This is a genomic window from Nocardiopsis rhodophaea (genome assembly GCF_039530945.1).
In the GTDB taxonomy this organism is placed as follows: domain Bacteria; phylum Actinomycetota; class Actinomycetes; order Streptosporangiales; family Streptosporangiaceae; genus Nocardiopsis_C; species Nocardiopsis_C rhodophaea.
This window is the reverse complement of the sequence record NZ_BAAAPC010000057.1, coordinates 1-978: the sequence shown is the minus strand read 5'-3', so window position 1 is coordinate 978 and position 978 is coordinate 1. Positions and strand designations below refer to the sequence as shown.

General features: G+C 57.0%; 1 protein-coding gene. It reads left to right on the top strand.

All coding sequences use genetic code 11. The annotated features are described in order from the left end of the window. Nucleotides 1-471: 471 nt before the first annotated feature. Nucleotides 472-978: hypothetical protein (locus ABD259_RS25630; protein ID WP_425573582.1), on the top strand; the 507-nt coding region annotated here is incomplete at its 3' end.

Sequence of the window (978 nt, the reverse complement as noted above, 5' to 3'; positions counted from 1 at the left end):
CGGCCATCAGGCACAGCGTCGATAAAATCCCCGCGGTAAACGACAGTATAATTACGGTCTTTGCCACCCATGATCTTCACCCCTAAAATACTGTATATTTAAACAGTGTGCGCCGGGAGACCGGTTAGAGATCAAGGGGTGAAAGTCCCCGACCATTGAAGGACCAGCAATCCACAAGGTCCCCGAGTCATGCGTTGCATACCGCGAGGTATGGGGCGAAGCGTTGACAGGGGTGTTGACAGGCCAGCCATTGAGCCACGAAATGTATATTAAATTACCGGGTGCCGACGTTGTACTGTTAACGGAAGGCAACATCATAGGGTGCGATACTGCGAGTGCCACATGGACCCGGCGGGGTCTGAGACCCTGGCATGTCAATACGATCTCTACGCGGGAACCGGGAGATCTCCCCTCTGACCATCTGCCAGTGTCGGAGATGGCCCGCACCGGGAAGACGAGGAGTCATAGCCGGTGATGTACGGAGAGGAGAAGTCGGACTCGCTCATAGTAGCGGCGAAGCAGGCGAACAACCCGAAAGGAGCGGAGTCAGTGGAGCGAAGGAGCGGGGCCAAGGGGAACGCGGAACAGCCACACATGCGCCGGACACAGAGCCGGGAAAGCATGTCACAGAGGCTGTCACGCGTGCGGGAAGCTGCGAAGCAGCGGAAGAAAGAACGGTTTACAGCATTGTTCCACCTGCTGACAGGGGAAGCACTGGAAGCCGCATTCCTCTCCCTGAGCAGGAAAGCGGCCGCCGGAGTGGATGGCATCAGGTGGATGGACTACGCCGGAAACATGAAGAACAACATAACAGATCTGCACCGGAGGCTACATCAGGGCAGCTACAGGGCGCAGCCCGGCAGGCGTCACTACATCCCAAAAGCGGATGGAAAACAACGCCCGCTCGGCATCGCCTCGCTGGAGGACAAGATCGTCCAGTATGCGCTGGTGAAAATCCTGAACGCAGTCTATGAAAAC